This window comes from Pseudomonas sp. PDM17 (assembly GCF_014851985.1).
GTDB lineage: Bacteria > Pseudomonadota > Gammaproteobacteria > Pseudomonadales > Pseudomonadaceae > Pseudomonas.
The window spans coordinates 457,382-482,354 of sequence record NZ_JACVAT010000006.1 but is presented as its reverse complement, the minus strand read 5'-3'; the positions used below and the strand labels follow the sequence as shown (position 1 = coordinate 482,354).

The 24,973-nt window shown below is 61.4% G+C and carries 27 protein-coding genes; 11 read left to right on the top strand and 16 right to left on the bottom strand.

The annotated features are described in order from the left end of the window. Nucleotides 1–41 precede the first annotated feature (41 nt). The 3 genes from IB256_RS23395 to IB256_RS23385 are packed head-to-tail and all read left to right on the top strand — an operon-like array spanning nt 42 to nt 3,614. Nucleotides 42–1,511, top strand: a complete 1,470-nt coding sequence (locus tag IB256_RS23395; RefSeq protein WP_192404243.1) for an SMEK domain-containing protein — start codon at nt 42–44, stop codon at nt 1,509–1,511. Next, nucleotides 1,501–2,916 (top strand): argonaute/piwi family protein, encoded by a 1,416-nt coding sequence (locus IB256_RS23390; RefSeq protein WP_016263567.1) that lies wholly within the window; start codon nt 1,501–1,503, stop codon nt 2,914–2,916. The genes IB256_RS23395 and IB256_RS23390 overlap by 11 nt, the downstream gene beginning before the upstream one ends. Before the next feature lie 53 nt (nt 2,917–2,969). Continuing rightward, nucleotides 2,970–3,614, top strand: a complete 645-nt coding sequence (locus tag IB256_RS23385) for a DUF2026 family protein (RefSeq protein ID WP_192404241.1) — start codon at nt 2,970–2,972, stop codon at nt 3,612–3,614. A gap of 572 nt (nt 3,615–4,186) precedes the next feature. Here the strand turns inward: IB256_RS23385 and IB256_RS30880 are convergent. Both IB256_RS30880 and IB256_RS30700 read right to left on the bottom strand, forming a co-directional pair. Next, entirely contained in the window at nt 4,187–4,378 is a 192-nt protein-coding gene (locus tag IB256_RS30880; protein ID WP_318653572.1) for a hypothetical protein, read from the bottom strand. A gap of 577 nt (nt 4,379–4,955) precedes the next feature. Next, nucleotides 4,956–5,606: a hypothetical protein gene (locus tag IB256_RS30700; RefSeq protein WP_225601929.1), complete on the bottom strand. Its 651-nt coding sequence runs from the start codon at nt 5,604–5,606 to the stop codon at nt 4,956–4,958. Here IB256_RS30700 and IB256_RS31050 point away from each other — a divergent pair. The 3 genes from IB256_RS31050 to IB256_RS23370 all read left to right on the top strand — a co-directional run bounded on the left by IB256_RS31050 (nt 5,523) and on the right by IB256_RS23370 (nt 7,712). Then, nucleotides 5,523–5,822 (top strand): pentapeptide repeat-containing protein, encoded by a 300-nt coding sequence (locus tag IB256_RS31050; protein WP_225601926.1) that lies wholly within the window; start codon nt 5,523–5,525, stop codon nt 5,820–5,822. The two genes, IB256_RS30700 and IB256_RS31050, sit on opposite strands and share 84 nt — an antisense overlap. A 562-nt stretch (nt 5,823–6,384) precedes the next feature. Continuing rightward, nucleotides 6,385–6,846, top strand: coding sequence for a helix-turn-helix domain-containing protein (locus IB256_RS23375; RefSeq protein WP_192404237.1), 462 nt, complete (start codon nt 6,385–6,387; stop codon nt 6,844–6,846). Then, nucleotides 6,846–7,712: a hypothetical protein gene (locus IB256_RS23370; RefSeq protein WP_192404235.1), complete on the top strand. Its 867-nt coding sequence runs from the start codon at nt 6,846–6,848 to the stop codon at nt 7,710–7,712. Before IB256_RS23375 ends, IB256_RS23370 begins: the two co-directional genes overlap by 1 nt. A 328-nt stretch (nt 7,713–8,040) precedes the next feature. Here IB256_RS23370 and IB256_RS23365 read toward each other — a convergent pair whose 3' ends face one another. Continuing rightward, the gene (locus IB256_RS23365) at nt 8,041–8,487 is read right to left on the bottom strand and encodes a hypothetical protein (RefSeq protein ID WP_192404233.1); all 447 of its coding nucleotides are present in this window, start codon (nt 8,485–8,487) and stop codon (nt 8,041–8,043) included. A gap of 81 nt (nt 8,488–8,568) precedes the next feature. Between IB256_RS23365 and IB256_RS23360 the strand changes: the two genes are divergently transcribed. After that, nucleotides 8,569–8,850, top strand: coding sequence for a helix-turn-helix domain-containing protein (locus IB256_RS23360; protein WP_192404232.1), 282 nt, complete (start codon nt 8,569–8,571; stop codon nt 8,848–8,850). 454 nt (nt 8,851–9,304) lie between these two features. Further along, on the top strand, nt 9,305–10,696 hold the full coding sequence (gene ppnN, locus IB256_RS23355; RefSeq protein ID WP_192289619.1) for a nucleotide 5'-monophosphate nucleosidase PpnN: 1,392 nt from the start codon (nt 9,305–9,307) through the stop codon (nt 10,694–10,696). Nucleotides 10,697–10,773: 77 nt separating this feature from the next. On the opposite strand, the gene IB256_RS23350 is transcribed toward ppnN, so the two are convergent. The 8 genes from IB256_RS23350 to rsxA all read right to left on the bottom strand — a co-directional run bounded on the left by IB256_RS23350 (nt 10,774) and on the right by rsxA (nt 17,530). After that, entirely contained in the window at nt 10,774–10,956 is a 183-nt protein-coding gene (locus IB256_RS23350) for a PA3496 family putative envelope integrity protein (RefSeq protein ID WP_138212521.1), read from the bottom strand. Nucleotides 10,957–11,063: 107 nt separating this feature from the next. Next, nucleotides 11,064–11,702 (bottom strand): endonuclease III, encoded by a 639-nt coding sequence (nth, locus tag IB256_RS23345; protein WP_192289617.1) that lies wholly within the window; start codon nt 11,700–11,702, stop codon nt 11,064–11,066. Continuing rightward, nucleotides 11,699–12,412, bottom strand: coding sequence for an electron transport complex subunit E (locus IB256_RS23340; protein ID WP_192404230.1), 714 nt, complete (start codon nt 12,410–12,412; stop codon nt 11,699–11,701). The genes nth and IB256_RS23340 overlap by 4 nt, the downstream gene beginning before the upstream one ends. Next, nucleotides 12,405–13,040 carry an electron transport complex subunit RsxG gene (rsxG, locus tag IB256_RS23335; RefSeq protein ID WP_192404228.1) on the bottom strand — a complete coding sequence of 212 codons (636 nt, stop codon included), beginning with the start codon at nt 13,038–13,040 and terminating at the stop codon, nt 12,405–12,407. Before rsxG ends, IB256_RS23340 begins: the two co-directional genes overlap by 8 nt. Beyond that, nucleotides 13,037–14,077 (bottom strand): RnfABCDGE type electron transport complex subunit D, encoded by a 1,041-nt coding sequence (locus IB256_RS23330; protein ID WP_192289611.1) that lies wholly within the window; start codon nt 14,075–14,077, stop codon nt 13,037–13,039. The genes rsxG and IB256_RS23330 overlap by 4 nt, the downstream gene beginning before the upstream one ends. Beyond that, nucleotides 14,077–16,398 (bottom strand): electron transport complex subunit RsxC, encoded by a 2,322-nt coding sequence (gene rsxC / locus IB256_RS23325; protein ID WP_192404226.1) that lies wholly within the window; start codon nt 16,396–16,398, stop codon nt 14,077–14,079. Before rsxC ends, IB256_RS23330 begins: the two co-directional genes overlap by 1 nt. Then, nucleotides 16,395–16,949 carry an electron transport complex subunit RsxB gene (gene rsxB, locus IB256_RS23320; protein ID WP_192289607.1) on the bottom strand — a complete coding sequence of 185 codons (555 nt, stop codon included), beginning with the start codon at nt 16,947–16,949 and terminating at the stop codon, nt 16,395–16,397. Before rsxB ends, rsxC begins: the two co-directional genes overlap by 4 nt. Then, nucleotides 16,946–17,530, bottom strand: coding sequence for an electron transport complex subunit RsxA (gene rsxA / locus IB256_RS23315; protein WP_192404224.1), 585 nt, complete (start codon nt 17,528–17,530; stop codon nt 16,946–16,948). Before rsxA ends, rsxB begins: the two co-directional genes overlap by 4 nt. Before the next feature lie 208 nt (nt 17,531–17,738). Between rsxA and IB256_RS23310 the strand changes: the two genes are divergently transcribed. Continuing rightward, nucleotides 17,739–18,269, top strand: coding sequence for a hypothetical protein (locus IB256_RS23310; protein ID WP_192404222.1), 531 nt, complete (start codon nt 17,739–17,741; stop codon nt 18,267–18,269). On the opposite strand, the gene IB256_RS23305 is transcribed toward IB256_RS23310, so the two are convergent. From IB256_RS23305 to metG, 5 genes are read right to left on the bottom strand one after another with little or no spacing between them, the layout of a single operon-like run. Beyond that, nucleotides 18,263–18,661 (bottom strand): DUF350 domain-containing protein, encoded by a 399-nt coding sequence (locus IB256_RS23305; RefSeq protein ID WP_192404220.1) that lies wholly within the window; start codon nt 18,659–18,661, stop codon nt 18,263–18,265. The two genes, IB256_RS23310 and IB256_RS23305, sit on opposite strands and share 7 nt — an antisense overlap. Nucleotides 18,662–18,671: 10 nt before the next feature. Then, nucleotides 18,672–19,787 (bottom strand): glutathionylspermidine synthase family protein, encoded by a 1,116-nt coding sequence (locus IB256_RS23300; RefSeq protein WP_192404218.1) that lies wholly within the window; start codon nt 19,785–19,787, stop codon nt 18,672–18,674. Beyond that, complete coding sequence (locus IB256_RS23295) at nt 19,787–20,107, bottom strand: hypothetical protein (RefSeq protein ID WP_151186187.1); 321 nt, start codon at nt 20,105–20,107, stop codon at nt 19,787–19,789. The genes IB256_RS23300 and IB256_RS23295 overlap by 1 nt, the downstream gene beginning before the upstream one ends. Next, nucleotides 20,104–20,901, bottom strand: a complete 798-nt coding sequence (locus IB256_RS23290; RefSeq protein WP_412547973.1) for a DUF4349 domain-containing protein — start codon at nt 20,899–20,901, stop codon at nt 20,104–20,106. The genes IB256_RS23295 and IB256_RS23290 overlap by 4 nt, the downstream gene beginning before the upstream one ends. A 35-nt stretch (nt 20,902–20,936) precedes the next feature. Continuing rightward, nucleotides 20,937–22,970, bottom strand: coding sequence for a methionine--tRNA ligase (gene metG, locus IB256_RS23285; RefSeq protein WP_192289595.1), 2,034 nt, complete (start codon nt 22,968–22,970; stop codon nt 20,937–20,939). Nucleotides 22,971–23,187: 217 nt separating this feature from the next. On the opposite strand from metG, the gene apbC reads away from it, so the two are divergent. Beyond that, nucleotides 23,188–24,279, top strand: a complete 1,092-nt coding sequence (apbC, locus tag IB256_RS23280; RefSeq protein ID WP_192289593.1) for an iron-sulfur cluster carrier protein ApbC — start codon at nt 23,188–23,190, stop codon at nt 24,277–24,279. 15 nt (nt 24,280–24,294) lie between these two features. Next, nucleotides 24,295–24,909, top strand: a complete 615-nt coding sequence (locus IB256_RS23275) for a hypothetical protein (protein ID WP_192289592.1) — start codon at nt 24,295–24,297, stop codon at nt 24,907–24,909. The last annotated feature ends 64 nt before the right edge of the window (nt 24,910–24,973 follow it).

The following is a 24,973-nucleotide window of genomic DNA, read 5'->3' as shown; positions in this document are numbered from 1 at the left end:
CAGCGCCACTATCGATTCGGTCAATAGGGAAGTGTCTAGCATTGAGACAGTTAGAGATTGAGAATGAACTAAGGGATGTCGTCAGCAGAATCATTAACCAGGTTGACCTATCAACTAAACAAGGCAGGCTTGACATCAACCTGTCGCTGGAAGACGCGCTGATTCCGATCCTGAAAGCAGCCTACAACCTACCCAACCTGATTAACCTCAATAGGCGGCAGAAAAACTTCCCCGGCATCGATCTGGGTGATGACCATGACCGTGTCGCCTTTCAGGTTACCGCCACCACTTCTCTGGAAAAGGTCAAAAAGACCTTGACCCACTTCGTCGACAAGCAGTTCTACAACACGTTTGATGAACTGTACGTTTTGATGCTGACCAACAAGCAGGCTTCCTACAGCCAGTCCGCGATTGACGCCATCACAAATGGCGCATTCGAGTTTTCAACGAAGAATCACATCATTGATCTTGGCGACATTCTAGCCAAGGTGTCCGGGCTTCGAATCCCCGCTCAGGAGCGGGTGTTGAATGACTTCAAGATCATCTTGGGGGACATCAAGGCATATCTGGACTTCAATGCTGAGGGAAACCTTCAATCTCACACACTGACTTCCAACCTTATTACGATAACACCGCCTGAAACAGTATACGTCGCCGAATTGCTGCTGAATGAGGCCTCAATCCTTGAGCAAGCCCGCGAACACCTGAACTTTCGAAAAAATAGCTGCTCTAGGCAAAGCCTTGCGAAGATGGCCCTACTGCTCAATGGATCTGGCACGGATGACTGGGTGGTTTTCGAAAATCGAATCTTCACCTTCGAGGACATCAACAACTCCAGTATTCGACATATTGTTGATGTAGGCACCATTGAAGCACTTGAGTCCCGCGACCTCTCCGAATCTGAGATCGACGACAATATCAATATTTTCAAGCTACTTTTGAATAACCATGTGCGTGAGACCGTCAAGCCTCACAACATTGTGTATGACCGCCGAGAGAAGATCTTTTTCTTCAAACCTCACAACCCAGACGACGAAAGCCGCAAAGAAGACTGGGTAGGGAAAAAGAAATCAACCCGTCGAGTGTACGAAAAGGTGATGTCCAAGCGAGACCCCACGCGTCTCGCTCACCATGTTCATTTATCATTCGAACTGAGCTTTACCAGCATTGCGCAGCAGTGGTACGCACTCGTTGTGCCTAGTTGGCTTTATACTTATGATGGAAATCGCAAGTCTCGCTTTCATGAGGATTTGCTATCAAAGCAAAAAAGACTTGAGTTTAACCAAAGCGTACGAAACATAGTTCGATTCCTAGCCTACTACTTGCGTTCAGTCAACAGCCCGATTACTAAGGCTTCGCCTAATAACTCTGCTTCGACTCCTGCCCTGGACAGCCCAGCGAATGAAGTAGAATTCTTCGGCGAGTTATTAGAGATCACTTGCGAAGAAAAGCTGGTGGAAGGCGAACAGGTTGGCGCTGAATTTGATGAGGAGTTAGCCCTTGAAGATTAAAATCCTCAAAGAGCCAATGCTGGAGTTCGGAAACGGCGCGCACATATGCCCTAGGACTGGCATCGAAACCCTGGGAGTTTATGACAAGCGCGATGAGCTGAGGCGTAGTGAATTACGCATTGGTATCGTCGGGCGCGGTGAAGGTGTTGATCTCCTGGACGAATGGCTGGACAAATGCAAACGCGGAATCGTCGGAAAGGAAGAAACCAAGTTCCCCAATTTGTTCCGGGGGTTTGGTGGCGTGGATGAATACCATGGGTTCTACACCAAAATTCTGTCCTCTCCCCAGTACACACGAACCCTGCAGAAGTCAGAAATCAACAACATATCGAAGATCACGGCCCGTGAAGACCGGGTCGTGAAATGCGTTGAGCTCTACTATGAGCAGATTCGATTTCTGTCCGAGAACCGCTCCATCGACGTGATCGTCTGCGTCGTCCCAAATGACATCTTCGATTCTCTAACCAAGGCGACTGGTGACAAAGACACCGAGTCGCTGGAAGCCTACCTGGAACACAACTTCCGTCGGCTTCTCAAAGCGCGTTGCATGCACCTGGGCATTCCGCTGCAACTCGTTCGCGAGAAGACCATCCTGTCAGTCAAACCCTCGATCGATCAGCAAGATCTCGCTACCAAGGCTTGGAATTTCTGCACCGCCCTCTACTACAAGGGCAACCGCACTGTGCCGTGGCGGTTGGTCGAGGACAAGTTCAAGCCCAAGACCTGCTACATCGGAATAGGGTTCTACAAGAGCCGGGATGGCGAAACCGTCTCGACCAGCCTGGCTCAAGTGTTCGACGAGTTCGGACATGGAGTCATTTTGCGCGGTGCACCAGTGTCTCTGGACAAGCGGGACAAGCGCCCTTACATGGACGAATCTCAGGCGTATGAGCTACTCGACAGCGCGTTGGCTGAGTATGAAAAGGCGTTGATGCAGAAGCCGGCTCGCGTCGTGATCCACAAGTCCAGCAGGTTCAGGCCTACCGAAGTATCAGGGTTTTCCAGGGTACTGAATGCTAAGGGGATCAGGACAAAAGACTTGGTGTCGATCACGTCCACCGATATCCGGCTGTTCAGCGACAAGAACTACCCGCCAACCCGGGGAACGCTGCTGAGCCTGTCGGAAACTCAAGGCGTGCTCTATACGAAGGGGATTGTCGACTTCTACAAGACATACCCAGGCATGTACATCCCAAGCCCGTTGCGCGTGGAAGCGTTCGAAAGCGACTCATCCCTGGAAGACCTGTGCAAGGAGATCCTTGGGTTGACCAAGATGAACTGGAACAACACCCAGCTTGATGGACGCCTACCCATCACTTTGGAGTGCGCCAACAAGGTTGGAGACATCATGAAATACGTGGATGCCTCGGAGAAGCCACAGGTCAGCTATAGCTTTTACATGTGAATCATTTAGGCCCATCCGTTCTGGGACTTCATGCACAGCCACCAAGGACGACCATGAGCAAGAAGAAGCACCAACTCATTCCTCTCCTCGACTACCTGCGCATTCACCGCGTAATCCGCAGCGTTTTAGACTCTGCCGGTGCAACAACTGACCGTGCATGCTGGTTCTTCAGCGTCGCAGGAGCAGCAATCCTTCGTCATCACTACGGAAAAGATGCCCAACCACTTGCTGGAGCTGTTTGTCTTATGGTCAATGAAAAGGGGGCTAATGTTTTGTGTTTCGCCACAATCGATGGCGGCGAAATACATAGCTCCAGCGACGCTTTTCATGCAATGGTTGCCTGCGGCGACCATCTAATCGATTTCATGAGCCCGATTTTTAACGAGCACGCCATCTCTTCAGAACTCGAAATAATTCCCCCGTCAAAATCTTTCCAGCGCCTTATAAAGTCTATGAATGGCTCTCATAATACGCTGAGATTCGACGGAGATTTTTTCTTTGATCCAAATATCGAGTTGACTGAACACCTGATAAACCAGATCGCTCAAAGCCAGTTTCAGAACGATTTGATACAGGCATGCATTGCCTGGTATCGAAGGCCCCCGAAGCCCATTCCATCAGCACTTACGGTAGGCGATGAGAAGGGGGAAATTCGGATGGTGAAACTCAAGGATGCAGTTGTCGAAGGGGGTTGGTAGCAGAAAAAAACTGGGGAGATGTCGCCTTCGGGCAGAGGTGCGGGCTCTGACGACAGTGCATCAATGGCTGCTTCTGGCCGCTTGCGGACCTTCACGCGGAGCCGCTCCGGAGAATGAGCAGCGCTTTTCGGCCAGAAAAAACAAACCCCCTGGTGCGCAGTGCGGGAAGCTCCCGCCCGAGGCGTGGGGGTTATGGTCTGTTTTCATGATGCCACAGCTGGACGCACATTCAAATGGAGCCAGCGCAGCAGTGTGGTTGTTTTGGTGAATTGAGTCCGAGAACCTGCCCTTTGGTCTCAATGCTTTTTGGACTTCGGATTGGAGTTCGCGTACTGTATTGGTAAGAGTGTGCGTGAGCCTCCCCGCTCTATAAATCCAGATGAGGTCCGCGTAGCACCTCCTGCGGTCAGCTCGTAAAGGGCGAAAAGCAGGATGACCAGGCAGCGGCTGGTCTCTATTCCGGATGCTGAATACGAAGTCGACGTCTCTGAATCGTCAAAACCCCGCGAATGCGGGGTTTTGCGTATTGGCTCGTTCTAATCACCACGGCCCGTTTGGGAGTTTCCCTGAACTCAATCGAGGCTGTGAGCAATATGCAGGACAAGCTTCAACGGCTCGGAGCTTGCTGCAATGTTAAAGAGGATGTCGCGCTTGCTGCGGGGTAGTTGCTTAGCGCAGCGTTTCGCAGTGGCCTTGATGGCACTGTCAGTGCCATGGATTTTGGCTGCAAGCAGAAGTGCAAGGACAGCGTCCTGAAGGTTCACTTTGAAACAAGCTCCGTGGAGTGAACTGCAATGAGGTAAAAGTCAGTCGAGGGTATAGTCTGACGCACCCTCGGCAATTCCCCAAGCAACGACCATTGCTTTCTCCTGATACGTTGGCCGCGGCCATGAGGTAGTAGATGCGAACAGACGAAGATCTGGAGCGCCAGATGCGTGAGGCCCTGGGGGTGACGCCCAGGAAAACAAAGAAAACAATCGAAGCTAGCAACCCTATGCGAGGCTATATGGTTGTCTTAAGCGTCCGTCGGCAAGATGGACCCGCGTTTCGATATGAGTTTCGCTCGCGCTCCCTGAGCAGGACGGAAGCAATCCTTGAGGCTGAGAAAAGTGCTCGTGCCGACGGTTATAGACCTTGGGCATTGTTGGACGTTTCTGAGGTATAGCTGAGGAAAACTGTATGGGAGCATCACCTGATGCTGCTCATAACCGTTGACCTTCTAAGGCAAATTAATGATATTTGGTGGAGCGCCGTGACGGTGGCGTACACACCCTAGTTCAGTGAAGCATCCTGCCCGTTTCTGTTTAGCCTTGTAGCCTTTCTTTGGATGGCCTGCGAGCACTAGGGTCCGAACAGGCCATGAGAGAAATGGCCATGAGTAATTTTCCCGATACCCCCTCTTTTGCTGCCTTCAAAGCGGATGCTAAGCGCCTTCACAAGGATGCTCGTAAAGCCTCCTCGTGGGCGCTCGAAATGCTCAAGAAGCATGGATTTGGAGTCGAGGCTCACGATGAGACCCTCTCCTCCGTGAATCTGAACCATTGCCAGCATGCTCTTGCTGCCGCTTACGGCTCCGACTTCCAGTCGCTTCAACTCGAAGATCAGTTGATCGCAAAGTACATCGACCATTGCTACAGGCGTGGGTATTGGAGCATTCCTTACTCCTGCAGCTTCAATCGGCCGAGATTCACGCTGCAGCTTGAAGCATTGCTTGAAGCGTTCCGGGATAAGGTCTCTCTGAACGAGGCAGGCTTGAGAAGAGGCGTTGACTTCGCAGGCTTCCACTTCAGCGAACTGCTCTTCTCTCGCATCGCCATCGAGCTTGAGCTGGATGGACCACCTGACTTCGTTGGGATACGTGCCCCAGGCGCCCTGTTTGAGCAGGGATGGTTGTCCGACGTAGATAGCATGGAAGACGCCGATCTTCGAGGCGCCAAGTTCTATTCCGTCACCGTTGATCCCGCCGTTCTTCCTGGAGCGAATTGCTACCAAACCGACTTCTCTCGCGCCGACCTTAGGGGCGCAGATTTTCGGCGCTCGTATCTTCGCGGGAGTGTCTTCAGAAAGGCGAAGCTAGACGGAACGGATTTCAGAAACTGCGTTTTGTACGAGTGCAACTTCACCAGTTCAACAGGTGAGTACCGCTCCGGACGCGTGGACGCCAGTGATTGGAGCGTTCGCCACCTAGGTAGATTCAGAGTCAGCTAAGAGACTGGCTATGGGGGAGGGCGATTTGCCAAAACCCCTCACTACCAAGGGATCCCTCGTTGTATGTGCAGCGATGCTGGGCTGAGGCATTCATGATGAGATGCAAGCATCTGTCAGACGATGGGTGGCGGTCAGTTTATTTTGTGAAGCTGCGAGGGATTTCCTGACCCCAATTCGACTTCTGACTGAATGGGTTAAGGGGCGCAATTTTGAATAGCAAAATGATCAAGGAACTGAGGGAGTTGGCGTACCGGTTGCCTGCGTGGCGCTTCCTAGTACTTAGCGTCATTGCCTTGCTCGTGGCTGCTGGGTATCTGGCGGGAAACGTCCCGTGGGACAAGCTTCTGTGAGCGCCTAGGGTGGTTGTGTTCGGAAGTGGAAGGAGGGCCTCCAGGCCCTTCTGCTCTCCGCTTGATCAACCACCATCAATATGTGCTGAGGAATCAAGCAGACGAACAGCGCGTAGGGCGTGTTATTAAGCTTAAAAGTTGGAAGTTTCGTTTATTTCGAATAACGGTAAGGTTGCGCCTTGGCGCTCTCGTCACACAAAGCGGAGGCACGAATGCCCAGGTCTACAACTGCTGCCACGGAGCTACCCACGCAAACAGAGATTGCTGCGGCTGCTGAATCGCTACGCGTCTTAAAGCCGCTGCTCTCCACTGAAGAGCTGCCGGAGTTACAGCTGCTGTGCCCGGATGAGATTCGCGCGCCAGTCTCGCTCCCACTATTGGCATTGCGCAGTTTCCTAGAAGTGCTTGGCCAGATGGCGGCGGGTAATGCGGTTAGCGTCGTTCCTGTTCATGCCGAGCTGACAACGCAGGAGGGTGCCGATTTGCTCAACGTCTCAAGGCCATACCTGGTGAAGCTTCTGGATGAGGGAGCGATTCCTCATACAAAAGCGGGTCGACATCGGCGAGTGAAGCTGTCTGATGTGCTGGCTTATAGGCAGGCCCGGGAACTGTCCAGCCGAGTCGTCATGGACCGACTTGCGGCTGAGGCTCAAGATTTGGGAATGGGATACTGATGAGTCTTTCTACCAAGGGGAGCGCAGCGACGATCAACATCGAATCGCTTCACTTCCCAAGGTCTGAGCTTGCAGCTCGCATGATGTTCATCTTTGAGCATCAGCTTGAGCATGCTCTAACGCTCTTCGCCCCAGAACAGAAGGGCAAAACAACCTTCCTACAGCAGGACTTCATTCCCCTAGCGAGTCAACATGGCTTCCTAGTGGCTGTGGCGGATCTACAAACTGAGCCGAATAATCCTGAACGGGCTATTGCGATGGCCCTTCAAGATTCTGTTCACCGCACTCAAAGCCAACGTCAAAACATGACGCTACTACCAGGATTGAGTCGCATAGTGAGTATGGCGAGGGCATTCTCGAATGCTCGCAATGGTCGAGCTTCGATGACATCGGAGGGGGGCTACCGCCTCAAGAGATGGCTTGAGCAATTCAGAGCGGCGGGGAAGGGGCGGGCTCTGCTGATTGTCGAAGCAGCTGAGCTTCTAGCTGCACGGAGCGCGTTCAACAATTTCACAGCTAAATTGCGTTCGTTGCTGCAGGCTCCGTCTAGCAGGGTTTACATTGTATTCGTCGGCGCTTCGCCAGAGGGACAGGCGAACCTTTTCCGTCGCAAGGATGCCCCCTTTTACGAGTTCGGCTTCGCTTTAGATTTCCCCAACCTTGGCAAAGAATTCGTTTGTCAGCTGGGAGTGAGATTCAAGGAGGTTACGGGGGCGGAGTGGGATGTCGACTTGGCTCATGATCTCTTTCTGAGATACGGAGAAATGCCCGGACTGCTAATAGCTCTGTACGTGGCTTCAGTATCCCATGGCTTGGGAGTCAAAGAAGCAGCAGAGGTTGTACTGGCGACTTCTCCTCCCAGTTAGTTGATCGCTTTGAACTGGCTGGGGCAATACCTCGGTGCGTAAGCCACATTCATTGTTGCTCAACTAACAGGAAATCCCCAAGTCAGCCTGAACGGCCAGCAATATCGATCTGCTGCTGGTCGACCTCGCTTCCCGCTGTGGGGCCCAGCATATGATTCTTGTTGAGGGCAGATGGGGTGAATCCCGATAGAGGCTGGCACTAGCATCTTCGGATGCTTATTAAAAGTTGGAGGATAGGCCTCACTGGTCAAAGGTTAGTGAGGCCGTGTTTTTTCGCCGGCAGTCTGCTGCGACCTGTCCCTAGAGATGCAATTTGCCGGCTTGGATTTCAGTGGGGCAGCATCGCGCTGCTGAAGATTTCTCTCTTCTTCACATCATGATTGTTGGTGACCGTCTGATCGCCCCAGACGTATGTTTGGCCGCTTTGCACTTGGTACGTGAAGGCGAATCCCCTAGCTGTTTCGTAGCGGTCAAGAGCCTCCAGCGGCTCCATCTGCCATCTCCCCGTGTGGTTCAGGTGGTGCGGTGTCACCAGCAAAACCATTTCAACGCGTATTTCGCTCCCTTGCTCGGCAAGAAGAGCTTCTAGAAGATCCTCGTCGGTCAGCATCAGCATTGGCCGTCTCGTAAAGCCATCCTCGTCTGACTCATCCAGTTCCCGTGTAGCAACGTAGAACCAGGGACGATGGATGCTGTGCTCTACAAAGCGCCAACAAGGTGTCTCACCGAATAGACCGAAGTCCTCGATTTCTGCTTTGGGAGGGGTGAGGAACATAAAAAACTCCATATATACTATATATAGTATAGAGCAATTCGAGTCTAAGCGGCTTCATCGTTCCTTTTGCGAGCGTCAAAAATGCAATCGGAACTCAAGCAAGCTCTCGGGGCTGCTATTCGAGCCTACAGGCTCAATCGAGAAATTCCCCAAGAAAGCCTTGGTCCCAGCCAGCCGTACATCAGCAACCTGGAGAACGGCAAATGGAGTGCCACTCTGGAGAAAGTCGATCGCATGGCCGGTGCACTCGGAGTCCATCCAGTGAGCATCATCCTCGCTGGATATCTCGCCCTTGAAGAAAACTCTGACACCGACGCAGTTCTGGCGCGAATTCGGGAAGAGCTGCGGGAGATCGGACACTAGGGGGCTTCCTGTCCACATCCGTCATTTTCTATGGACAGCCGGACGAAAGGTTAACCATCTGAAAGATGGCGATTTTTTCATGTCCATATCCCTGGGTACTTTGGGGTGCCATACGCTACAAGATCGAGCTGCTGAGCCCGCAGCGCAAGGACTGATCCTTCGGCTGTCGTCGAAGCGTCCTTCGAGAAACCCCGCCCTCCCCGGCGGGGTTTTTCTTTTCCGGCTGTCATCAGAAAGTCATCGCAGCGTTCATACTCAAGGGGCATCGACGTCGGACGCGTCGATTGCGGAAGCAGTTTCCGCCATTCGCTTGTCACAGTCAGAAGGAGCGCGCCGCGGGCCGGAGAATCCCCGCCGCGACGCCCCCGGCAATGACGGCCGAATGGACGGCCGCATCGATTTATCGGAAAGCCGCGCGCTCTGGTGCCCGGCTTCCATCGTCAAGGAATACAGCATGTCCCCAAGACCGGTAAACAATGCCTCGGTCAGCCCCAAGGGCAGCCTCGAAACCCTCTCCCAACGTGAAGTCCACCAGCTCAGCGAAGCGGGCTCGGGCAGTACCTACAAGCTCTTCCGCCAGTGTGCCCTGGCCATCCTCAACACCGGCACGCAGATCGACAACGCCAAGCACATCCTCGACGCCTACCGCGACTTCGAACTGGAAATCCACCAGCAGGACCGCGGCGTGCGCCTGGAACTGTTCAACGCGCCGGCCGACGCCTTCGTCGACGGCGAGATGATCGCCAGCACCCGCGAGATGCTTTTCAGCGCTCTGCGCGACATCGTCTACACCCAGAACGCCCTGAACAGCCGGCGCTTCGGCCTGGACAGCTCGGCCGGCATCACCGATTACGTCTTCCACCTGCTGCGCAACGCCCGTGCCCTGCACGCCGGCGTGGAGCCGAAGATCGTGGTGTGCTGGGGCGGCCACTCCATCAGCACCAACGAATACAAGTACACCAAGAAGGTCGGCCACGAACTGGGCCTGCGCAGCCTCGACGTCTGCACCGGTTGCGGCCCGGGCGTGATGAAGGGCCCGATGAAGGGCGCCACCATCGGCCACGCCAAGCAGCGCATCACCGATGGCCGCTACCTGGGCCTGACCGAGCCGGGAATCATCGCTGCCGAGGCGCCGAACCCGATCGTCAACGAACTGGTGATCCTGCCGGACATCGAGAAGCGCCTCGAAGCCTTCGTCCGTGTCGGCCACGGCATCATCGTGTTCCCGGGCGGCGTCGGCACGGCGGAGGAGTTCCTCTACCTGCTGGGCATCCTCATGCACCCGGAAAACCAGGACATGCCGTTCCCCCTGGTGCTCACCGGCCCGCGCAGCGCGGCGGCCTACATCGAACAGCTGCATGCCTTCGTTGGTGCAACGCTGGGCGAGGCGGCGCAGAAGCGCTACCGCATCATCATCGACGATCCGGCGGAAGTGGCGCGGGAAATGAGCACCGGCCTGAAGCGGGTCAAGCAGTTCCGCCGCGAGCGCAATGACGCCTACCACTTCAACTGGCTGCTGAAGATCGACGAGGGCTTCCAGCGCCCGTTCGAGCCGAGCCACGAGAACATGGCCGGCCTGGATCTGGGCCGCGACGTGCCGCCCCACGAACTGGCGGCGAACCTGCGCCGGGCGTTCTCCGGCATCGTCGCCGGCAACGTGAAGGACCGCGGCATCCGCATGATCGAGGAGTTCGGCCCGTACGAGATCCACGGCGACGCGGCCATCATGGAACCGCTGGATGCACTGTTGCAGGCCTTCGTCGAGCAGCACCGCATGAAGTTGCCGGGCGGCGCGGCGTACGAGCCGTGCTACCGGGTGGTGCAGCGCGCTGGTGTAGCGGTGTGAGCCTGTAGGAGCAGGAAACAAAAAGCCCCGCCAGAGTGCGGGGCTTTTTCATGCAGGTACTTCGCTTAGGAGAAGGCTTACAGATCGAAATCGTAGTCGGACAGTTGGCGCTGCAGGCGACGCTCTTCCAGGTAGTTGTCGATGATGCGGCGCTTGGTCAGGTTGGTCTTGGCGACCTCTGCCGAGGATTCGGCGCCGTCATCGCTGTCGTCTGTGCTGACATCGTCCTCGAGTTCGAGGTCTTCTTTGTCGTTTGCCATTCGGTGCACTCCACAACACGGGGTGTGTTGGCGCCCCTTATATCGACAAAGGCGTAAGCGGTAAAAAAGATTTTTTCAATCAGCCTGAAGGAATTTTCCCATAACGCTCAATCGTCCGACGTCTTGTGTTTGAACTCGCACAGGTCCTCGATCCGGCAGCTGCCGCACTGTGGCTTGCGCGCCTTGCAGACATATCGCCCATGCAGGATCAGCCAGTGGTGCGCATCCAGCAGGTATTCCTTGGGCACGAACTTGAGCAACTTGCGCTCCACTTCCAGTACGTTGCGCCCCGGCGCGATGTTTGTGCGGTTGGAGACGCGGAAGATATGGGTGTCCACCGCCATCGCCGGCTGTCGGAAAGCCGTGTTGAGGACCACGTTGGCAGTCTTGCGGCCCACGCCCGGCAGGGCCTCCAGGTCTTCGCGGTTCTCCGGCACCTGGCTGCCGTGCTTCTCGATGAGGATGCGGCAGGTCTCGATGGTGTTCTTCGCCTTGCTGTTGTACAGGCCGATGGTCTTGATGTACTCCGACAGGCCTTCCACGCCCAGGGCGTAGATCGCCTCCGGGGTATTGGCCACCGGGTAGAGCTTGGCGGTGGCCTTGTTCACCCCGACGTCGGTGGCCTGGGCGGAGAGCAGCACCGCGATCAGCAGCTCGAAGGGCGTGCTGTAGGCCAGCTCGGTTTCGGGGTTGGGATTGTCTTCCTTGAGTCGGCGGAAAATCTCCGCGCGCTTGGCGGCATTCATTCGATCACTCCGGTCACGCGGACGCGTTGGCGCTCGGTCGCGGGTACGTCGCCCGCCTGCGCCTTGGCGCGGTCCGCCAGGCTTTCATCAATACGGTTCTTCAGGGCAAGCAGCAGGCCCAGCACCAGGAAGGCGCCGGGCGGCAACACGGCCAGCAACAGGCCCTGGTAGCCGGGCACCTGTAGTTTCCAGCTGGTGGCGGCGGGGCCGAACAGCAGGTCCATGCCGGCCAGCAGCGTGCCATGGCCAAGCAGTTCGCGCAGGGTGCCGATGGCCAGCAGGACCAGGGCGAAGCCCAGCCCCATCATCAGCCCGTCGAAGGCCGAGCGCGCCACGTTGTTGTTCGCGGCGAAGGATTGCGCGCCGCCGAGAATTACGCAGTTGGTGGTGATCAGCGGCACGAAGATGCCCAGCACTTCATACAGCTCGTACCGCCACGCCTGCATCAGCAGTTCGACACAGGTGGTGAGGGTGGCGATGACCAGCAGGAAGGCCGGCAGGCGCACGGCCTCGCTCAGCGTGCCACGGATCAGCGATACGGCGACGCTGGAGCAGACCAGCACGAAGATCGTCGCCAGCCCCAGGCCGAGGGCGTTGACCATGGAGCTGCTGGTGCCCAGCAGCGGGCACAGGCCGAGCAACTGCACAAGGCCGGGGTTGTTCTTCCACAGGCCCTGCAGGGCGATTTCGCGGTAGCCGGGATTACTCATGCTTGTCTCCCGAGGTCGCAGGGGCCAGCAGCTCGGACTTGTGCGCGTCGAAGTACTGCAGCGCCAGGTGCGTGGCCTTGACCACCGCGCGAGGGGTGACGGTGGCGCCGGCGAACTGGTCGAACTGGCCGCCGTCCTTCTTCACTTTCCAGCCGGCCTCGGCCGGGGCGCTCAGGGAGTGGCCGTCGAAGCCGTGCAGCCAGTCGCTCTTGCCCAGTTCGATGCGATCGCCCTGGCCGGGCGTCTCGTGATGCGCCAAGACCCGCACGCCGAGCAGACGACCTTGTGAGGTCACTCCCACCAGCAGCTGGATCGAGCCGCCATAGCCATCTTGCGCCACGGGCTGGAGCACGACCGCCGTGGTCTGCCCCTGGAGCCGGGCGAGGTAGGCGGGTGCCGGCTCGTCGCGGCCCAGCAGCTTGGGGTCGAAGGCGCTGACTTCGGTCTCCAGCGGATGGTTGTCGTAGCTGCCCCGGGGCAGCAGCTCCAGCAGTGTGCGGCCACGCGCCTCGCGCTGGGCGGTGTCGATACGCTGGGCGGTGAGCTGATGGACGATCGCTACCACGCCGGCGGCAAGCACCGCGAGCAGGCCCAGCGCCAGGGCGTTCTTCAGCAGGGTGCGGTTCATCGGTCACCCGCCTTGAAGCCGCGTTCGGGCTTCTTGTGTCCGTAAGTGCGTGGGCGGGTGAAGTAGTCGAGGGTCGGCGCGGCGAGGTTCATCAGCAGCACGGCGAAGGCCAGACCGTCGGGGTAGCCGCCCCAGGCGCGGATCACGTAGGTGAGCACGCCGACACCGATGCCGAACAGCAGCCGGCCGCGGTTGCTGGTGGCGCCGGAGACCGGGTCGGTGACGATGAAGAAGGCGCCGAGCATGGTTGCGCCGCTGAACAGGTGCAGCAGCGGCGAACCGTGGGAGTCGGAGCCGGTGCCGTTCCAGAACAGCAGGCTCATGACGAACAGGCCGCCGAGCATGCCCACCGGCGCGTGCCAGGTGAACAGCTTGCGCCAGAGCAGGAACAGCCCACCGGCGAGGAAGGCCAGGTTGACAAGCTCCACGCCGCGCCCGCCGATACGGCCGAAAGCGGGAGACTGCGCCAGCAGTTCCTCCATGGTCAGACTGTGGTTGTTGCGCACCACGTCCAGCGCCGTGGCGCCGACCCAGGCGTCCGGCGCCTGGCTTGCGAAGCCGAATATCTGCCGCAGGCCATCGCCGAAGCCGAGCGCGCTGTCCGGCGCCGGCCACTGGCTCATCTGCTGCGGGAAGGACACCAGCACCACCGCATAGCCGACCATCGCCGGGTTGAACGGGTTCTGCCCGAGGCCGCCGTACAGGTGCTTGCCGAAGATCAGCGCGAACACCGTGGCGACCGCGCTCAGCCACCAGGGCGAGTAGGGCGGCAGGGCGAGGGCGAGCAGCATCGCGGTGACCAGCGCGCTGCCGTCCTTGAGGAAGAAGATCACCGGGCGGTCGCGCAGCTTGAGCAAGAGCGCCTCGGTGGAGAGGGCGAGCAGGCTGCACCAGAGCAGGTTGAACAGGGTGCCGACGCCGTACAGGCCGATCAACACCAGCGCACCCGGCGCGCAGGCGGCCAGCAGCGTCAGCATGACTCGCTGCGTGCGGTTGGCGCCTGTGGCGTGGGGCGAGCTGATGCGTGGCAGCTTCATCAAGGCGCCTCACCGCTGGCATCGGCGACTGCGCGTTCCGCCGCTTGCAGGCGCTCACGGGCAGTGGCCAGTGCCGAGTCGCCAGCACCTTCGCGTTCGAGCTTCTTCAGGTCGGCGCGGGCGTAGGCCAGTTCGGTCCTGGCGGCGCGCAGGGCATCGGTGATCGGGCGCTTGTCGGTACGCACCAGGTCCGGCGGCGCCTTGCCGCTGGCGTCTTCGGCGGCGTGCAGGGCAGCTTCCGCGGCGGCGAGCGTCTGGCGGATCGCGTCCAGCGCCTCGGCGGACACGCCTTCGCGTTCAGCCACGCGCAGGGCGTCGCGCTGGGCGATATAGACCAGCTTGGCCTGGCGCAGGGCGAGTACGCCGTCGACGGGCTGCTCGGTTTTCGGTTCGGTTGGCATGGCGGTCCCCTGCAGTTCGTTGAGTTGGCGCTCGATGCGTTCGACGTCCGCGCGCAAGGAGGCGAGGGTGGCGCGCTGCTCGTCACTGGGTGATTCGCCGAAAGCCTTCTCGGACTTCTTCAACTGGGCGCGGGCCATGGCGGCATCGATTTTCGCTTTCTTCAGTGCCGCTTCGCCCGCGACGGGTGCGGCAGCGGGCGTTGGCTCCGCGCTGGCGCTTTGCGTTTCGGCAGCCGCCAGTGCGGCTTTCGCCTCAGCGGCGGCGACACGCAGCTCGGCAACCTGGGTGCGCAACTGCTCGGTGTCATGGGTGGCCAGTTGCTTCTCGGCCTTGTTCAGCGCGACCTGGGCCATGCTGGCGTCGATCTTCAGGCGCTTGAGCTGGTCAGGTGCATTGCCCACGGCCTTTTCGGCCTTCACCCGCTCGATCACCGATTGCGCGGCCGGCGCGCTGGGCGTCTCGATTTCGGCTGGGTCTTCCTGCGCGCGTGACGCACGTTCCTGGCGGGCCAGGCGGTCGGCAGCGCGCTGTTCTTCCTCACGGCGCAGGCGCTCCTGGCGTTGCTCGAAGCGCAGGCGCGACTGCTCGGCCTTGAGCTGGCGCCGTTCCAGTTCGCGGATCTCGCCCTTGGCGGCGCGGTAGTACTGCACCAGCGGAATGCTCGACGGGCAGACGTAGGCGCAGGCGCCGCACTCGATGCAGTCGAACAGGTTGTGTGCCCTCAACTGGTCGTGGTCTTCGGCAAAGAAGTACAGCTGCTGCGGCAGCAGGCTGGCGGGGCAGACCTGCGCGCAGTCGCCGCAGCGGATACAGGGCATGGCCTGTGCGGGTGCCGGCAGTTCTTCGCGCGTGGCGGCCAGCAGGCAGTTGGTGGTCTTGATCAGCGGCACGTCCAGCGACGTCAGGCTGTCGCCCATCAGCGGGCCGCCGAGCAACAGGCGGTCGAGCTTGGCGTGGTCGAGGCCGGCGAGCGCCAGCAGCTCGCCCACGGGCGTGCCGAGCAGCGCTTCGACGTTGCACGGGCGCGCGAGGGCGGCGCCGGTCAGGGTGGTGATACGCGAGATCAGCGGCCGCCCGCGCAGCACGGCGTCGGCCACGGCGACGGCGGTGCCGACGTTTACGCAGAGCATGCCGATATCCGCCGGCAGCCCGCCGGACGGCACCTCGCAGCCGGTCAGCACCTGGATCAACTGGCGCTCGCCGCCGGAGGGGTAGCGGGTCGGGACCGGTTGCAGGCGGATCGGCCGCTCACCAATGGTGGCCTGCAAAATGGCGATGGCCTCGGGCTTGTCATCCTCGATGCCGAGCAGCACTTGCTGCGGCTGGAGGATGTGCATCAGCACGTCGATGCCTTCGACCAGTTCGACGGCGCGCTCGCGCATCAGCAGGTCGTCGGCGCTGATGTAGGGCTCGCACTCGGCGCCGTTGATGATCAGCGTATGCAGGTCGTCCTGGGCGCGCGAGGCCAGCTTGGCGGCGGTGGGGAAGCCGGCGCCACCGAGACCGGCGATGCCGGCCTGGCGGAGGCGCTGCAGCAGTTCGACCCCGGAGAAGGACGCATACTCGGACTCGGGATTCAGCGTCGTCCACTCGTCCAGGCCATCACTGTCGATGACGATGGCCCGCGCCGACAGGCCGGAGCTGTGCGGGTAGGGCTGCTCGCCGATCCCGACCACCGTGCCGGAAGTCGGCGCATGCAGTGCGGCGCTGATGGCGCTACCGGCCTCGGCGATCAGTTGGCCCTTGAGCACGCGCTGGCCGACTTCAACGCAGGGCACGGCGGGCCCGCCGATGTGTTGCTGCAGCGGCAGTACCAGACGGCGCGGCAGCGGTGGCCGCTGAATTGGCATGGCGGTGGACTGCTGCTTGTTGGCTGGCAGCGTCAGGCCGCCGGGGAAGTCCCAGACCTGAGCGTTCATGCCGCCTGCTCCCGGTCGGTCTGGATCAGCCGGCCCTGCGGCAACGGCCATTTCCAGTCGACGACGCGCAGCGGCAGGTCGCGCATCTCGATGCAGTCCACCGGGCAAGGTTCCAGGCACAGGTCGCAGCCGGTGCATTCGTCGACTATCACCGTGTGCATCAGCTTGGCCGCGCCGACGATGGCGTCTACCGGGCAGGCGCGGATGCACTTGGTGCAGCCGATGCACTCGGCCTCGCGGATGTAGGCCACGCGCAGCGGCGTCTCTTCGGCGGCGTCCAGCGGCAGCGGCTCTATGTCCAGCAACTCGGCGAGGGCGGCGATGGTCGCGGCGCCGCCGGGCGGGCACTTGTTGATCGCGTCACCCCCGGCGATGGCCTGGGCGTAGGGCTTGCAGCCGGCGTAGCCGCACTGGCCGCACTGGGTCTGCGGCAGCAGATCGTTGATCTGCCCGGCGATGGATTCGTCGGCGACTTTCACCCGCGCTGCGGCCAGGCGCAGCGCCACGGCGCCGCCGAGGCACATCACGATGATCAGCAGCGCCGCGATCATGGCTTGAGCAACCCGCTGAAGCCCATGAACGCCAGGGACATCAGCCCGGCGGTGATCATGCCGATGGCTGCACCCTTGAACGGCTTGGGCACGTCGGCGAGGGCGATGCGCTCGCGCAGGGCGGCGAACAGCACTAGCACCAGAGTGAAGCCCAGCCCGGCGCCGAAGCCCTGGAAGGTCGATTGCAGGAAGCCGAACTCGGTCTTGCGAGCGTTCAGTAGCGCGACGCCGAGCACGATGCAGTTGGTGGTGATCAGCGGCAGGAAGATGCCCAATGTGCGGGCCAGCAACGGGCTGGTCTTCTTCACCAGCAGTTCGGTGAACTGCACGACGACGGCGATCACCAGGATGAAGCCGATCGCGCGCAGGAATTCCAGGTCCAGCGGTTGCAGCACGTAGCGCTGCAGGATGTAGCTCAACGCCGAGGCAAGCGTGAGGACGAAGGTGGTCGCCAGGGCCAGCGCGAGCGCCGTCTCGATCTTGCGCGACACACCCATGAACGGGCAGATGCCGAGGAACTGCACCAGAACGAAGTTGTTGACCAGGATGGCGCTGACCAGGATCAGGGCGAGTTCGGTCACGGCCGGGCACTCGCAGCCGGGCGCAAGGAAAGGCGGATCATGCTCGGAGACCAATGGTCAGCGGGTTGATGGCGGCGAGAGGACATGGCTCGAATACAAGGTGCGAAGTAGGCAATTGTACCTCCCCGAAATCAGTTGCGGTGCCAGGGGCGGCGGGAGGAATATCGGCGGCTGCCGAACCCGATCGGTTCCCCTCACGGAAGTCGCGATGCGCAACCCCCTGTCCGGACGCTTCACCGCCCTTTGCCTGCAGTTCTCCAGTGCCCTGGCTGCGGCCGCGCCTTTCACCACGGCCGATCTGGTCGGCTGGCCGCGCATGGGCGTGGCCGACTTCGCTTGCCAGATGGAACAGCGCACCGGCAAGGTCGACGCGCAGTTCAGCTGCGCCGCCAGCAAGAAGCTGAGCAACTGGGGCGATGCCTGCCACGACACCGATCTCAGCTACGCCGGCCCGCAGTTGCCCGAGGCGCTGGTGTATCAGCTCGATCCGCGCATCGCGGCGGTGGACCTGGACTGGGAATACGGCCGCCTGCAATCGGTCAACGTCACTTTCGACAGGATCATGACGGCGGAGGAGGTGGCCGACATCTTCCCGCAGGTGAACCTGGAAGACCCTACTTCACGGGACAACCTGAGCAACGCCTCTCTGCAGGACTGTGCGTCGGATGCTTCGTGTCTCTACCTGGAAGGCTTCGAGCACCTGGGTGGCGGCGACGTGGACTGCGAAGACGCTCAGTAGGTCATGCAGGCGGCGTTGAGCAGCCCGATGCACAGCGAGGCGCCGCCGAGGAATACGCCGTGGGCCAGGGTGTTGCTTTCGATGCCGCCCTTGAGTTCCGGCACCAGGCGTGACAGGCCGAGGAACACCAGCACCTGCACCAGCATGGCGATCACGCCCCAGGTCAGCATGTCGATCAGGCTGACGCTGTGGGCGATGGCGCTGGCCAGCGGCAGGGCAAAGCCCAGCAGGGTGCCGACCAGGGCCACGGCGGCGCTGATGTTGCCCTGGCGGATCAACTGGATTTCCGCATAGGGCGTCAGGCGGATGTAGAGGCTGGTAAACAGCCCGAACAGGCCGATGGCCGAGGCGAAGTAGGCGAGGAAGTTGGGCAGGGTCTGCAGCAGGTTCATGGCGGATCCTTCAGACGAAATAGTGGGGAACGAAGCGGCTGCTGTCGCGGGTAATGGCGCTGGCGTCCTCGCGGATGCCCAGGCCGGCGGCCTTGCCATTGATCACCCAGCAGCCCAGCACGGCATAATTGCCGTCGTGGTTGGCCAGCGGCGCATAGCCCTGGTAGATGCAGGGCGCGTCGGCGTGGGGGCCGTCGCTTTCCAGCTGCAGGTCGCCGGCGACGATGCGGATGTTCTGGCCCTCACGCGAATACAGCGGTTTGCGTACGTAGGCGCCGGAGATGTCCTGGCGGTAGCTGGCGGGCAGCAGGTTGGGATGCTGCGGGTTGAGCTTCCAGAGGACCGGCAGCATGGCCTTGCTCGACATCAGTAGCTTCCACGCCGGCTCCAGGAAGCGGATGTCACTGCGCTCCAGGTGCTCGGCGAAACTGTCCTGCAGCAGCCATTCCCAGGGGTAGAGCTTGAAACAGTGGCGGATGTCCTGCTCGTACTGGTCGATGAAGGTGCCGCGCCCCGCGTGGTGGCCGATGAACTCCAGCGGCAGGTAGCGCGTGGACAATCCGGCCTGGTGCGCAGTGTCGAGCAGGTAGAGGGCATTGCCGGTGTCTTCTTCATGACCGTCGATGGCGGTGAAGTGCAGCAGGCCGTCCGGCGCGATGGTCTTCCAGCGCGCGATCAGCTTCTCGTGCAGCGAGTTGAACTGGTCGGCGGCCGGGTTCACATCGTTCAGCCACTGCCACTGCACCACGCTGGCTTCCAGCAGGCCGGTGGGGGTGTCGGCGTTGTACTCGAGCATCTTCGGCTGGCCGTCGCCGTCCCAGGCGAAATCGAAGCGGCCGTAAAGGCTCGGGTCCTGGCGGTTCCAGGAACGGATGATGTCCTCGCGGGCGCCCGGCGGTAGCTGGAAGGGTTCGAAGTGGCCGGTGCGGATCACCCATTCCACGCATTCCAGATAGCGCTGGTGCAGGTCTTCGCTGGCGGCCTCCAGTGTCTCGATCTGTTCGAGGCTGAATTCGTAGGCCACCGATTCGTCCCAGTACAGGCCGTCGATGCTGTGGAAAGTGAAGCCGACCGCCTCGCAGCGCTCGCGCCAGTCGGTGCGCGGCGTCATGGCCAGGCGACGCATCAGCCACCCCCGGAGAAGCGCGCTCCGGAGTGGCCGAAGCCGCCGCGGGTGACCAACTGGCGCGATTGCACCTGATAGGTCTGCGCGGTCCTCGGTCGCGAGCCGTCCTCGTAGCTCGGCCCGCGATAGCGCCCGGAGCTGCTGCCGCCGCCACTGCTGCTGGTGGACTCCGGCTCGCAGGCATTGGGCGTCGCGCCCCAGTCCTTCAGGCAATCCTCGCGGTTGGCGTAGAGGTCGCGGTACACCGGGTTGTGGTGCAGCACGCTATAGAGCACCCCGCCGGTGAGCAGGGTGGTGAAGACGATGTTGGATTTCTTCATGCTGGGTGAGTGGCGCGCCGGGTTCCGAGTTTTCGCCACAGCCAGCGCAGGATCAGGCCGGCTATGAACAGCACGACCAGCAGCGGCAGGCCGAACGCGGCTACCTGGATGGCGTTGACGGTGCCGTCGGTGAGTTCGTCCAGCGAGTTGCCGAAGGCCTTGCCGATGCGCGACCAGCGGCCGCTGGGCTGGTATTCGCTGGAGAAGTCCAGGGTGAGCAGGTTGGTGGAGATGCGCCGTTGCTGCTGGGCGGCGTCCTGGCTGGCGGCCTGCAGTTGCTGTTCGACCTCTGCGGTGGCCTTGGCCAGGGCCAGCAGGTCGCTGACGCTCATGTCCTTGCGGCCCTGGAAACCCTGCAGAGTCTGGTACTCGCGCTCCAGCCGGCCACGCAGTTGCTGGTTGTCGCTGACGGCCTGGGCGAGGTCTTCGGCGCGGGTGCTGCGGCTCTGCAGTTGCCCGCCTTCGGCTGCGAGGGCGACGAGTTTTTCCACGCCTTCGGGGACGATGCGCACGACGAGGTGCGCGTTGCGCATCTGGCTGTCGCCGCTCTGCTCGATGGCGATCAGCTCGCACTGGCCGAAGCGGTCCTGGCTGCAGGCGTCGCGGGCGGCGGCCAGTTGCGCGTCGATGCGCTCGCTGGCCAGGCGGATGCCGACCTGGTGTTCATAGGCGAGGAAGGTGCCGGCTTTCGCCGCTTCCCCCTGGAAAGCGGCGCCGGAACCGGCGCCGTGCTCCGATGGAGCACCGCAGCCGGCGAGGGCGGCGCTCAGGACGAGTGCTGCCCAGTGGTGCAGTTTCATCGATGGCCTCCTTGCCGTGATGAGTCGTCTTACTTGACGCGCTGGCCGGGCTTGGCGCCGCTGTCCGGGCTCAGCAGGTAGATCTCTTCACCGCCGGGGCCGGCAGCCAGGACCATGCCTTCGGAGATGCCGAACTTCATCTTGCGCGGGGCCAGGTTGGCTACGTACAGGGTCAGGCGGCCTTCAAGTTTGCTCGGGTCCGGGTAGGCGCTCTTGATGCCGGAGAACACGTTGCGCTTCTCGTCGCCGATGTCCAGGGACAGGCGCAGCAGCTTGTCGGCGCCCTCGACGAACTCGCACTTTTCGATCAGCGCGATGCGCAGGTCGACGGCGGCGAAGGCGTCGAAGTTGATCTCCGCGGCCAGCGGGTCCTTGGTCAGTTCGCCATTACCAGTGGGCTTGTTGGCGGCGGCGAGGTCTTCCTTGGAGGCTTCGATCATGGCTTCGATTTTCGCGGGCTCGATACGGGTCATCAGCGGGTTGAACGGGTTCAGCGGGTGGTTGGCCAGCAGTTGCTCGTGGTCGGCCCACTGCAGCGGGGCGACGTTGAGGAAGGCTTCGGCGGCTTCGGCCAGCTTCGGCAGCACGGGCTTGAGGAAGATCACCAGCTGACGGAACAGGTTCACGCCCAGGGCGCAGATGGCCTGGACTTCGTCCTGCTTGCCTTCCTGCTTGTTCAGCGACCACGGCGCCTTGTCGGCGATCCAGGCGTTGGCCTGGTCGGCCAGGGCCATGATCTCGCGCATGGCGCGGCCGAAGTCACGGGCTTCATAGGCCGCGGCGATGCTCGGCGCGGCATTGCGGAAGGCCTCGACCAGCTCCGGAGCCGGATTGGCGTCCACCAGCAGGCCGTTGTTGCCCTTGTGGATGAAGCCGGCGCAACGGCTGGCGATGTTGACCACCTTGCCGACCAGGTCGGAGTTGACCTTCTGCACGAAGTCCTCGAGGTTCAGGTCGAGGTCGTCCACGCCGCGGCCCAGCTTGGAGGCGTAGTAGTAGCGCAGGTATTCCGGGTCCAGGTGGTCCAGGTAGGTGCGCGCTTTGACGAAGGTGCCGCGCGACTTGGACATCTTCTGGCCGTTGACGGTCAGGTAGCCATGCACGTTGACCGCGGTCGGCTTGCGGTAGCCGGCGCCCTGGAGCATGGCCGGCCAGAACAGCGCGTGGAAATTGACGATGTCCTTGCCGATGAAGTGGTACAGCTCGGCTTCGGAGCCTTCTTTCCAGTAGGCGTCGAAGTCCAGTTCCGGGCGGCGTGCGCAGAGGTTCTTGAAGCTGGCCATGTAGCCGATCGGCGCGTCCAGCCAGACATAGAAGTACTTGCCCGGCGCGTCGGGGATCTCGAAGCCGAAGTAAGGCGCGTCACGGGAGATGTCCCACTCCTGCAGGCCGGAGTCCAGCCACTCCGCGAGCTTGTTGGCCACCGAGTCCTGCAGGGTGCCGCTGCGGGTCCACTGCTGCAGCATGTCCTGGAAGTCAGGCAGCTTGAAGAAGTAGTGCAGCGATTCCTTGAGCACCGGGGTGGCGCCGGAGATCGCCGATTTCGGGTCCTTCAGCTCGGTCGGGGCGTAGGTCGCGCCGCAGACTTCGCAGTTGTCGCCGTACTGGTCGGCGGTGCCGCATTTCGGGCAGGTGCCCTTGATGAAGCGGTCGGCCAGGAACATCTGCTTTTCCGGGTCGAAGTACTGGGTCACCGGACGGGTGGCGATGTGGCCGGCGTCGCGCAGCTTCAGGTAGATGGCCGAGGACAGCTCGCGGTTCTCTTCCGAGTGGGTCGAGTGGTAGTTGTCGAAGTTCACCTGGAAGTCGGCGAAGTCGGCCATATGCTCGGCGCGCACGCCGTCGATCAGCTGCTCGGAGGTGATGCCTTCGCGCTCGGCGCGCAGCATGATGGCCGAGCCGTGGGCATCGTCCGCGCACACGTACACCGCCTGGTTGCCACGCATCTTCTGGAAGCGCACCCAGATGTCGGTCTGGATGTACTCCAGCATGTGACCCAGGTGGATCGAACCATTGGCGTAGGGCAGGGCGCTGGTGACGAGGATCTTGCGGGCTTCGGACATGATGATCGGCCGTTCCGGTTAAAACGAGGGAATCAGCAACTATATAGGAAGCGACCTGTGGCAGGCCAGAACGGGCTACAGGCGGCAGGTCGCAGGCTGCAGGCTGCAGGCAGGAGCGAGGTGATGCGATGCGCCGCTCCTGAAGCCTGCAGCCCGAAGCTTGTCGCTGCTGTTAGAATGCCCGCCTATTCTGCTCAGTCTTTCATCGGGAGTACCCATGGGCGCCAACCGAGCCACGGTGGAAAATCTTCTCCGCCAGATCAACGACCCTCACACCGGCCAGAACCTGCTGGACGCCGGCTACCTCCGCGAGCTGGACATCCAGGGCGGGCGCATTTCGCTGACCCTGGAGCTGGGCTACGCCGCCGGCCTGTTCAAGAACGGCCTGGCGCAGACCGTGCAGATGGCCCTGGAAGCGCTGGACGGCGTCGACTCGGCCCAGGTCAAGGTGGAAACCCACATCGCCGCGCACAAGGCTCAGGCGCAAGTGCCGGGCATGAGCAACGTGAAGAACATCATCGCCGTGGCCTCCGGCAAGGGCGGCGTGGGCAAGTCCACCACCGCCGCGAACCTCGCGCTGGCGCTGGCCCGCGAAGGTGCCAAGGTCGGCATCCTCGACGCCGACATCTATGGCCCGAGCCAGGGCATCATGTTCGGTATCCCCGAAGGCACCCGGCCGAAGATCCGCGACCAGAAGTGGTTCATCCCGCTGGAAGCCCACGGCGTGGAAGTCATGTCGATGGCCTTCCTCACCGACGACAACACCCCGGTGGTGTGGCGCGGCCCGATGGTTTCCGGCGCGCTGCTGCAACTGATTACCCAGACCGCCTGGAACGACCTGGATTACCTGGTCATCGACATGCCGCCGGGTACCGGCGACATCCAGCTGACCCTGGCGCAGAAAGTCCCGGTGGCCGGTTCGGTGATCGTCACCACCCCGCAGGATCTGGCCCTGCTCGACGCGAAGAAAGGCGTGGAGATGTTCCGCAAGGTCAACATCCCGGTGCTGGGCGTGGTCGAGAACATGGCCGTGCACATCTGCTCCAACTGCGGCCACGCCGAGCACCTGTTCGGTGAAGGCGGCGGCGAGAAGCTGGCCGCACAGTACGGCGTGGAGCTGCTGGCGTCGCTGCCGCTGTCCATGGCCATCCGCATGCAGGCCGACGGCGGCAAGCCCACCGTGATTGCCGACCCGGAAAGCCAGCTGGCGATGATCTACCAGGAAATGGCCCGCTGCGTCGGCGCCCGCATCGCCCTGAGCGAGAAGGCCGCGCCGGACATGCCGAACATCTCCATCAGCGACGACTGATACGCAGGGACTGCCATGCGCAAGGATGCGAAACGCGCCGCCGGCTGGCTGCTGGCGGCGTGCCTGGGCCTCGTCGGCTCAGTGGCCTGGGGCGCCGACGAGGACTCCGCCAACTGGCAGGCACAGTGTGTGATCGGCGGCCAGCCGGTGACCCTGGACTTTCGTTCGGCCTCAGGCGATGCCTTCGAGGACGATATGGCCGTGCAGGCGCGCCGCCCTGACGGCTCCAGCCTGACCCTGCCACTGCCGCCAGCCCTCTACCATGCCACCGGCCTGCTCGGCAGCCCGACGAGCGCCTGCGACCCGGTGCCACTGCTGGACATGGGCAACGGTCTGGGCCTGCTCCTCCTCGTGCGCGACAACCGTCCCGGCCTGCCGGTAGTGGACGCGCTGCTGCTGGACCTCGCCACCCTGCAGGTGGTGGATAAGCGACTGGGCGATCCCGGTGCGGTGGAAGGTCTGCTGAAAACCGCCAGCCTGGTGCTGCGCCAGTCGCCGCAAGGCGTCGACCTGCGCCTGGTGCGCGAGGCTGTGCCCGGAGCCGAGTGCGATTGCGCCGACGGCTATGCCGAAGACTGGCTGCGCTACTCGGTGGATCAGCGGAAACTTCGCACAACCTGGCTTCCCTGAGCGAAGGCCGGCGTGGGACCGCCGGCCCTTTGCCCTGAAGGGTCGGCCCCGGTAAGATTCGCCT

What these genes read in the sequence shown, in the direction of transcription:
- rsxB (WP_192289607.1), bottom strand. Translation starts at nt 16,949, where the DNA reads ATGATCGCGGCGCTGCTGATCATCGTGATGTGCCTCGGCGGCGCCGTG.
- IB256_RS23300 (WP_192404218.1), bottom strand. Translation starts at nt 19,787, where the DNA reads ATGCGTCGCCTGGCCATGACGCCGCGCACCGACTGGCGCGAGCGCTGC.
- IB256_RS23275 (WP_192289592.1), top strand. Translation starts at nt 24,295, where the DNA reads ATGCGCAAGGATGCGAAACGCGCCGCCGGCTGGCTGCTGGCGGCGTGC.
- IB256_RS23305 (WP_192404220.1), bottom strand. Translation starts at nt 18,661, where the DNA reads ATGAACCTGCTGCAGACCCTGCCCAACTTCCTCGCCTACTTCGCCTCG.
- metG (WP_192289595.1), bottom strand. Translation starts at nt 22,970, where the DNA reads ATGTCCGAAGCCCGCAAGATCCTCGTCACCAGCGCCCTGCCCTACGCC.
- IB256_RS23360 (WP_192404232.1), top strand. Translation starts at nt 8,569, where the DNA reads ATGCAATCGGAACTCAAGCAAGCTCTCGGGGCTGCTATTCGAGCCTAC.
- IB256_RS23385 (WP_192404241.1), top strand. Translation starts at nt 2,970, where the DNA reads ATGAGCAAGAAGAAGCACCAACTCATTCCTCTCCTCGACTACCTGCGC.
- IB256_RS23310 (WP_192404222.1), top strand. Translation starts at nt 17,739, where the DNA reads ATGCGCAACCCCCTGTCCGGACGCTTCACCGCCCTTTGCCTGCAGTTC.
- IB256_RS23340 (WP_192404230.1), bottom strand. Translation starts at nt 12,412, where the DNA reads ATGAGTAATCCCGGCTACCGCGAAATCGCCCTGCAGGGCCTGTGGAAG.
- nth (WP_192289617.1), bottom strand. Translation starts at nt 11,702, where the DNA reads ATGAATGCCGCCAAGCGCGCGGAGATTTTCCGCCGACTCAAGGAAGAC.
- ppnN (WP_192289619.1), top strand. Translation starts at nt 9,305, where the DNA reads ATGTCCCCAAGACCGGTAAACAATGCCTCGGTCAGCCCCAAGGGCAGC.
- rsxC (WP_192404226.1), bottom strand. Translation starts at nt 16,398, where the DNA reads ATGAACGCTCAGGTCTGGGACTTCCCCGGCGGCCTGACGCTGCCAGCC.
- IB256_RS23330 (WP_192289611.1), bottom strand. Translation starts at nt 14,077, where the DNA reads ATGAAGCTGCCACGCATCAGCTCGCCCCACGCCACAGGCGCCAACCGC.
- apbC (WP_192289593.1), top strand. Translation starts at nt 23,188, where the DNA reads ATGGGCGCCAACCGAGCCACGGTGGAAAATCTTCTCCGCCAGATCAAC.
- IB256_RS23365 (WP_192404233.1), bottom strand. Translation starts at nt 8,487, where the DNA reads ATGTTCCTCACCCCTCCCAAAGCAGAAATCGAGGACTTCGGTCTATTC.
- IB256_RS23370 (WP_192404235.1), top strand. Translation starts at nt 6,846, where the DNA reads ATGAGTCTTTCTACCAAGGGGAGCGCAGCGACGATCAACATCGAATCG.
- IB256_RS31050 (WP_225601926.1), top strand. Translation starts at nt 5,523, where the DNA reads ATGGAAGACGCCGATCTTCGAGGCGCCAAGTTCTATTCCGTCACCGTT.
- rsxG (WP_192404228.1), bottom strand. Translation starts at nt 13,040, where the DNA reads ATGAACCGCACCCTGCTGAAGAACGCCCTGGCGCTGGGCCTGCTCGCG.
- IB256_RS23350 (WP_138212521.1), bottom strand. Translation starts at nt 10,956, where the DNA reads ATGGCAAACGACAAAGAAGACCTCGAACTCGAGGACGATGTCAGCACA.
- IB256_RS23295 (WP_151186187.1), bottom strand. Translation starts at nt 20,107, where the DNA reads ATGAAGAAATCCAACATCGTCTTCACCACCCTGCTCACCGGCGGGGTG.
- IB256_RS23375 (WP_192404237.1), top strand. Translation starts at nt 6,385, where the DNA reads ATGCCCAGGTCTACAACTGCTGCCACGGAGCTACCCACGCAAACAGAG.